The 7,624-nt window shown below is 69.6% G+C and carries 9 protein-coding genes and 1 pseudogene; 9 read left to right on the forward strand and 1 reads right to left on the reverse strand.

Annotated elements, in window-relative coordinates; translation table 11 throughout:
- The 5 genes and pseudogenes from SM418_RS37540 to SM418_RS37560 all read left to right on the forward strand — a co-directional run.
- Positions 1 to 109 (forward strand): annotated as a pseudogene (locus SM418_RS37540) (IS5/IS1182 family transposase); the annotation flags it as partial.
- Between the two features lie 14 nt (positions 110 to 123).
- A complete protein-coding gene (locus SM418_RS37545; RefSeq protein WP_371946408.1) occupies positions 124 to 1,029 on the forward strand; it encodes a family 1 glycosylhydrolase in 906 nt (301 codons plus the stop codon).
- A gap of 69 nt (positions 1,030 to 1,098) precedes the next feature.
- Positions 1,099 to 1,719, forward strand: coding sequence for a hypothetical protein (locus SM418_RS37550; RefSeq protein ID WP_371946409.1), 621 nt, complete (start codon positions 1,099 to 1,101; stop codon positions 1,717 to 1,719).
- Positions 1,720 to 1,736: 17 nt separating this feature from the next.
- Positions 1,737 to 1,982, forward strand: a complete 246-nt coding sequence (locus tag SM418_RS37555) for a BON domain-containing protein (RefSeq protein WP_371946410.1) — start codon at positions 1,737 to 1,739, stop codon at positions 1,980 to 1,982.
- Positions 1,979 to 2,740, forward strand: a complete 762-nt coding sequence (locus SM418_RS37560) for a metallophosphoesterase family protein (protein ID WP_371946411.1) — start codon at positions 1,979 to 1,981, stop codon at positions 2,738 to 2,740. The genes SM418_RS37555 and SM418_RS37560 overlap by 4 nt, the downstream gene beginning before the upstream one ends.
- 62 nt (positions 2,741 to 2,802) lie before the next feature.
- On the opposite strand, the gene SM418_RS37565 is transcribed toward SM418_RS37560, so the two are convergent.
- Positions 2,803 to 3,651 (reverse strand): SDR family oxidoreductase, encoded by an 849-nt coding sequence (locus SM418_RS37565; RefSeq protein WP_371946412.1) that lies wholly within the window; start codon positions 3,649 to 3,651, stop codon positions 2,803 to 2,805.
- Between the two features lie 164 nt (positions 3,652 to 3,815).
- On the opposite strand from SM418_RS37565, the gene SM418_RS37570 reads away from it, so the two are divergent.
- From SM418_RS37570 to SM418_RS37585, 4 genes are all read left to right on the forward strand, one after another.
- Positions 3,816 to 4,589, forward strand: coding sequence for an SDR family oxidoreductase (locus tag SM418_RS37570; protein ID WP_371946413.1), 774 nt, complete (start codon positions 3,816 to 3,818; stop codon positions 4,587 to 4,589).
- Between the two features lie 8 nt (positions 4,590 to 4,597).
- Positions 4,598 to 5,362, forward strand: a complete 765-nt coding sequence (locus tag SM418_RS37575; protein ID WP_371946414.1) for a crotonase/enoyl-CoA hydratase family protein — start codon at positions 4,598 to 4,600, stop codon at positions 5,360 to 5,362.
- A gap of 159 nt (positions 5,363 to 5,521) precedes the next feature.
- A complete protein-coding gene (locus SM418_RS37580) occupies positions 5,522 to 6,598 on the forward strand; it encodes a hypothetical protein (protein WP_371946415.1) in 1,077 nt (358 codons plus the stop codon).
- A gap of 146 nt (positions 6,599 to 6,744) precedes the next feature.
- Positions 6,745 to 7,491, forward strand: a complete 747-nt coding sequence (locus SM418_RS37585) for a L,D-transpeptidase family protein (protein ID WP_371946416.1) — start codon at positions 6,745 to 6,747, stop codon at positions 7,489 to 7,491.
- The last annotated feature ends 133 nt before the right edge of the window (positions 7,492 to 7,624 follow it).

Here is a 7,624-nt window from a genome sequence, read left to right on the forward strand (position 1 = left end):
GCTCAAATCATGGCGAATCCTCCGCAAGCTCCGCTGCAGCCCCAGCAAGGCCGGCCACCTGGTCAAGGCCATCGCCGTCCTACAGAACTACGAACTCACCCGAGGATGAAAAAGGGTCACTGGGTGTATCCCGGATGGGTCGCCGATCAGGGCGCCTGGGACAGCCCCCGAACGCAGGACGACTGGCTCCGCAACGCGCGGTTCATCGTCAACCGCTACAAGGGTCAGGGCGTCATCTGGATCACGTTCAACGAGGCCAGCGCTTACATCTACAAGGAGCTCACCACCCGTCCGATGGACCTCGGCCAGATGATGAAGATGCGCGATGCCCTCCTGAAGACGCACCGCACCGCTTACGACATGATTCACAAGGTCGATCCAGGCGCCCCCGTTTCGAGCAACGTCGCCTATGGGACGGCTGTCAACGGCATCTTCGACGCGGCTCTGTTCAACGAGGCCACTGACAAGCTCGACTTCATCGGCATCGACTACTACTACGGCGCCAACCTGCAGAACTTCACCGCGGTGTACGGGATCACCGGCGAGTTCTGGAAGATCGACCCTGAGCCGGAGGGGCTGTACTACGTCCTGAAGAACTACCAGCGGCGCCTGCCGCACCTGCCCGTTTTCGTCGTCGAGAGCGGTATGTCGACCGACGACGGCAAGCCACGCAAGGACGGCTACACACGCTCGGACCATCTCCGCGACCACATCTACTGGATCCAGCGTGCGATGGCCGACGGCGTGAAGATGATGGGCTACAACTACTGGAGCCTCACCGACAACTACGAGTGGGGCAGTTACCGTCCGCGGTTCGGCCTGTACACGGTGGACGTGCTGACAGACCCGACGTTGGCGCGTCGTCCGACCGACGCGGTCCCCACCTATCGGTCGATCATCGCGAATCGGGGCGTGCCGTCCGGGTACGTGCCGGTGCGCAAGCCGGGATGGTGCTCGATCGAGGACCCCGTCGCCAGCTGTCTCGGCACCACTCCGACGCCGCCCGCCGCGTACCGAGTCCCGGGGTGACGGAATGACCTGCGCGTCCACGGGTACCGCCACCGCTAGCGCAATCGACCGGGGGAGCGCGTGGGGGACGTGCAGACGGAGCCAGGGGTCGTGGCGCGCGGGTCCGGCACCGCGAGACTGGGGCCGGGCTCGGGCGGCGTAGCCGACGGCCTGCTCGTGGCCCTGAAGCGCGCCGCCGCCGCGTTGCGCGACGCCGGGATCGGCTACGCGCTCGCGGGCGGTTTCGCGGCGTACGCGCACGGCGCCGCCATGTCGACGCATGATGTCGACTTCGCGGTGCGGGAGCGTGACGTCCAGTCCGCCTTGGACGCGCTCGGGGCGGCGGGCATGACGCATCTGGAAAGCCCGGAGAACTGGCTGGAGAAGGCGTACGACGGCGAGCACCTCATCGACCTCATCCACACCCCGTCCGGACGTCCCGTGGACGATGAACTGCTGGGCCGGGCCCAGGAGATGGCGGTCGGGGCGGTGTTGATGCCCGTCCTGCCCGCCACCGACCTGATGGTCATGCGGCTGCTGGCGTTCACCGAGACCGCGTGCGATTTCAGCGCGTTCCTGCACGTCGGCCGGGCACTGCGGGAGCAGGTGGACTGGCGGCGGGTGGGCGCGGAGACCGCCGGGTCCCCGTACGCGTACGCGTTCCTGACGCTGCTGGCCCGGCTGGACGTGATCGACGGGGACGTGCTGTGACGGAAAGGGGGCAGGCCATGACCGACATGTCTGGGTATGTGGCCGCGCACATCCAGGAGCACCTCGCGATGGACGCCTACGAGCTCGGCATCCGGGTGGACGTCCGCGGCGAGGTCGTGCACCTGCGCGGCGAGGTGATCAGCGAGGAGCGGAGCCGGGCCGTCGAGGAGGCGGCCCGCGTAGCCGCCGAGGGCCGCGAGATCTGCAACGAGCTGCACGTCGTCGCGGTGCCCGAACCGGACGGAGAGGAGCAGATCTCATGATCCGTGTCGCGGCGGTGGGGGACCTGCACGTCGGGCCCGACGTGGCCGGGACGTACCGGGCGCGGCTGTCCGCGCTCGCCGACCACGCGGACGTGTTCCTGGTGGCCGGGGACCTGACCCGGCACGGGACGGTCGAGGAGGGCCTGGCCGCGGCCGGCGAGCTGCGCGACCTCGGGATCCCGGTGGTCGCCGTGCTCGGCAACCACGACTACCACTCCGACGCCGAGGACGAGATCACCAGCGTGCTGCGGGACGCCGGCGTGACCGTCCTGGAAGGCGGCGGGACGGTCCTGGACTGCGCCGGGACGAGCCTCGGCATCGCGGGTGGCAAGGGGTTCGGCGGCGGGTTCGAGGGCCGCTGCGCCAGCGACTTCGGCGAGCCCGAGATGAAGGGGTTCATCCGGCACACCAGGGACTTCGCGGGACGTCTCACCGAGTCCCTCGCGAACCTGGACACCGATGTGACGATCGCCCTCACGCACTACTCGCCGTGCGCCGACACCCTCGAAGGCGAGCCGCCGGAGATCTACCCCTTCCTCGGCAGCTACCTGATGGGCGAGGCGATCGACGCGGCCGGCGTCGACCTCGCGATCCATGGCCACGCGCACAAGGGGACGGAGAAGGGCCTCACGTCCGGCGGGGTGCGGGTGCGGAACGTGGCGCTGCCGGTGATCCAGCACGCCTACACCGTCTACTGGCTGGAAGTGCCCGAGCGCGCGGATCGCGCGCGCGCCCGCGAACGGGTGTCGGCCTGGTGACGTCCTGCGTCTGCCGGCCTGCTGGCGTCCGACCCCTGTCGGCCTGCTGACGTTCGGCTTCGTCAGCCGGGGTGTATCTCTCCCCCGGCGGGGACCAACGTCTGCCCGGTGTAGTACGACGACTGGCGGTTGGAGGCGAAGAACACGTAGGACGGCGCGATCTCATCGGGATCGGCGGGACGTCCCATCGGCGCGTTCTTCCCGAAGCTCTCCACGCGCTCCTCGTCGAACGTCGCGGGGATCAGCGGCGTCCACACCGGCCCCGGCGCGACGCAGTTGACGCGGATCTCGCGGTCCATGAGGTTCTGGGCGAGGCTCGTGGCGAGCGTCATCACGGCGCTCTTGCTGGCGGAGTAGTCGATGAGCGTCTTGTTGCCGCGCAGCCCGTTGATGGAACCGGTGATGACGATGGACGACCCCGGCCCCATGTGGTCGAGGGCCTCCTGGATGGTCCAGAAGACCGAGAACACGTTCACCTCGAACGTCCGGCGCAGCTGGTCGTTGTCGATCTCCCGGACGTCCTTCACCGGCGTCTGCATGCCGTGGTGCAGGACGAGCACGTCCATCCCGCCCAGTTCGCGGACGGTCTGCTCGACGACCTCGCGGCAGTGCCGCTCCTCGGCCATGTCGCCGCCGAACGTGACGCACCGCCGTCCCTCGGCCTCGACGAGGCTCGCCGTGTGCCGGGCGTCGTCGTCCTCCTCCAGGTAGGTGATCGCGACGTCCGCGCCCTCCTTGGCGAACGCCACGGCGGTGGCGCGTCCGATGCCGGAGTCGCCGCCGGTGATCAGCGCGCGGCGGTCGTGCAGCAGGTCGCTGCCGATGTAGTCGCGCATCTCGTCGCGGGGTTCGGGGGTCATGTCCCCGGTGCGGCCGGGGTAGGACTGGCTCTGTGGCGGACGTTCGCTCATGGTCCGGCGCGTGCCCGGGGCTGCGGAAAGCAAACGCGCCCTCTATTGTGACCCATGAGTAACAACGCGCCTCCGCAATCCGTCGGGGTGTGAGCAGAGCGCGCGACGACGTCTGGATAGCATCACCCCGAACCACATTCGGTCCCTCACGTAAGGTGTCGCTTATGGACCTGAACGGAGTTTCCGCCGTCGTATCCGGTGGCGCGAGCGGCCTCGGTGAGGCCACCGTCCGCGCGCTGGCCGCCGAAGGCGCCAAGGTGGTCGTCGCCGACCTGAACGAGGACAAGGGCAAGGCCCTCGCCGACGAGGTCGGCGGCGTCTTCGTCAAGACCGACGTGTCGAACGAGGAGCAGGTGCAGGCTGCGGTGCAGGCCGCCGTCGACACCGGCGCCCCGCTGCGCGTCATCGTCAACAGCGCCGGGATCGGCTGGGCGTCGCGGACGGTGAACCGCGACGGCAGCCCGCACGACCTGGCCTCCTTCGAGACCGTCATCCGGATCAACCTCGTCGGCACCTTCAACCTGATGCGGATCGGCGCCTCGGCCATCTCCAAGACCGAGCCCGCCGACGCCGACGGCGCCCGCGGCGTCGTGATCAACACCGCGTCCGTCGCCGCGCTGGAGGGCCAGACCGGGCAGATCGCCTACTCCGCGTCCAAGGGCGGCATCGTCGGCATGACGCTGCCCGCGGCGCGCGACCTCGCCGCGATCGGCGTCCGGGTCAACACCATCTGCCCGGGGATCATCGACACCCCGATCTACGGCTCGGGCGAGCAGGCGGAGGCGTTCAAGGCCAAGCTCGCCGCACCCGTCCCGTTCCCGAAGCGGATGGGCACGGCGGCGGAGTTCGCGCACCTCGTCAAGTCCCTGATCGAGAACGACTACATGAACGGCGAGACGATCCGCTTCGACGGCGGTATCCGCTTCCAGCCCAAGTGAGGCCCTGAATGACCGACGCTGTTCTCACCGAAGAAGACGGCGCCGTCCTCGTCATCACCATCAACCGTCCCGAGGCCCGCAACGCGGTCAACGGCGACGTGGCGAAGGGGATCGCGGCGGCGCTGGACGAGCTCGACTCCCGCAAGGACCTGTCCATCGGCGTCCTCACCGGCGCCGGCGGGACGTTCTGCGCGGGCATGGACCTCAAGGGCTTCCTGACCGGCGACAACCCCATCGTCGAGGGACGCGGGTTCGCCGGCATCGTCGAGCGCCCGTCGGCCAAGCCGCTGATCGCCGCCATCGAGGGCTACGCGCTCGCCGGCGGCTGCGAGGTGGCACTGTCCTGCGACATGATCGTGGCTGCCCGGGACGCCCAGTTCGGGCTGCCCGAGCCCAAGCGCGGCCTGGTCGCCGCGGGCGGCGGCCTGCTCCGCCTCCCGCAGCGCATCCCGTTCCACATCGCCATGGAGATCGCCCTCACCGGCGACAAGTACCCGGCGGAGCGGATGGCCGAGCTCGGGTTCGTCAACCGGCTCACCGAGCCGGGCGGCGCGCTCGCCGCGGCCAAGGAACTGGCCCTGAAGGTCGCCGAGAACGCGCCGCTGGCGCTCGCGGCGACCAAGAAGGTCATCGTCGAGTCCGCGGACTGGACCGACGACGTGGCGTGGAAGAAGCAGCAGGAGATCACCCTGCCGGTCTTCACGTCCAAGGACGCCCAGGAGGGCCCCGCCGCGTTCGCCGAGAAGCGCAAGCCGAACTGGAAGGGCGAGTAGCCCTGTCCCGCGCCGCGAGACGCCCGGAACCGCACGGTTCCGGGCGTCTTGCCGTCTCTGTCCGGCGTATCCCGCCCACGCAGGAGTTTCCCGCCCCCTGCAGTAAGTGATCCCGTACTCTTTTGCGCACCCTTGCTGTGATCTTGAAAGTGGGAGCCCATGAGACGCGACGCGGCACTGGTGATCGCCACCGCCCTGGCCTGCGGAGCCGGGACGGTCGCGGTCGCCGCACCGGCGAACGCCGCCGGCTGGACGAACATCCCCAGTACGGCCCTGACCTACGACGGCACCCTCGACCGGGTCGACTTCGGCGCCGGGGACGCGGGCTGGGCCGTCGGCGCCGCCGGCTCCTTCTTCGGCCCGCAGGCGAAGATCGTCCGCTGGACGGGCTCCGCCTGGGTCGCGGACACCAGCCCGGTCGGCTTCACCCCGATCGACGTCGCCGTGGCCGGCCCGTCCAAAGCGTGGATCATCGGCTACAACCTCGGCGGCACCCTCGGCCTCTACTGGAACGGCACCGCGTGGAGCCAGGTCGCCTACCCGCTGGTGGGCTTCCCGACCGCCGTGTCCGCCGCCCCGGACGGCACCGCCTACTCCATCGCCGGCCTCGACGCCTCCGGCGGCGGCCCGTCCGCCATCCTTCGCTGGACGGGCAGCGCCTGGGTCGACCCCGTGGTCCCGCTGCCGCCGTCCTCGTCCATCACCGCGGTGGACGTCCGCGCCGAGGACGACGTGTGGCTCGCCGGCACCACGGCCGAGACCGGCACGTCCGTCACCGGGCTGGTGATGCACTTCGACGGAACGTCCTGGACGCGGATCAACGTCCCCGGCGACCTCGGTGTCCCCGGCTCCCAGGGCACCCTGCACCGCATCGTCGCGAACTCCCCGACGAACGTCTACGTCCTGCGCGCCCGGCAGAACGCTCAGACCACCAACGCGCTCCTGCGCTACGACGGCACGTCCTGGACGACGATCAACCTCCCGCTGTCCGCTACCGGCATCGGCCTGTCGCCGGACGGCGACGACGGCGTGGTCGTGCTCCCGGTCACGACCGGCGCGAACAGCCAGTACATGCACTACAACGGCTCGTCCTGGACGACCCTGAACGGCCCCGCACGCACCGGCACCGTCCAGGCGACCGACGCCGACGCCCGCCCCGGCACGTCCGCCATCGTGAGCGCCGGCACCGACACCCAGCCCAGCAAGAAGGCCCCCTTCATCGAGTACTTCAGCTGATCCGCTCAGCCCGCGCCCGTCCCGCCATCGCAGCGGGACGGGCGTTGTTCCGTCCGGCCCGGGTGGGACGGTCCTGGCCGGGGTAGAGATCAACAACGAAGACGATCACCGGGCATGTCCGGCCTGCCGGAGGGGAGCGAAGGTCCATGGGAAAGCGTTCAGGTGCCATACGGGTTGCGGCCCTTCCCGCCGCGGCGGGGCTGCTCGCGATGGTCGTCCATGCTCCGCACGCGTCCGCTCAGGAGAACCGTGGAGACGATCCGTGCAGGGCTCTCACCCAGGGGCAGACGCGCTACGACGCCCGCGGGGCCCGGCACGTCGTCTTCGCCGTCGCGGCCGGGTACGGGACGACCGAGGTGACCGTCACCGAGTGCGTCAGGAAAGGCCGCGTCTGGAAGCAGGTCCTGAGCGCCCCGGGGCATGTGGGCCGGAACGGCTACGCCGAACCGGGCGCCAAGCGGGAGGGCGACGGGAAGTCGCCGACCGGTTCCTACAGCATGACCGAGGGGTTCGGCGAGGGTGACCCGGGAACCCGGCTCCCGTACCGCACGCTGCGGGAAAGCGGCGACTGCTGGGGCTCGACGATCGGCGACAGGCGGTACAACCGCTACTACCGGGGCGAGTGCCTGCCGGACGACGAGAACCTCTCGCAGATCATGCAGAGGGGCCCGTACAAGCAGGCCGTGGTGATCAACTACAACCGGCCGCCGGACTCGCCGATCGTGCCGGGGAACGGCTCGGCGATCTTCATGCACATCGGCTCGGGGCAGACCGCGGGCTGCGTCTCGATGGCCCGGCCCGAGCTGGAGTCCGTCATGAGGACGCTGCGCCCCGGAGACCGGATCATGATGGGAACGCGTCAGGCGCTGTTCGCACACCGTACGACGCGTTGAGTTGCGGCGAGTCGTTGCCTCCGACGCGGCGGTTTCTAGTGTCTGTTGCAACGAGGTCCTTCTGGAAGGATCTTGTTGTGCCAGGACGTCGTCTTACGCTCGGTGAGCGTGCGCAGATTGAGGTGTTGTTCGG

The sequence above is a fragment of the Actinomadura chokoriensis genome, assembly GCF_041463665.1.
Classification (GTDB): domain Bacteria; phylum Actinomycetota; class Actinomycetes; order Streptosporangiales; family Streptosporangiaceae; genus Spirillospora; species Spirillospora chokoriensis_A.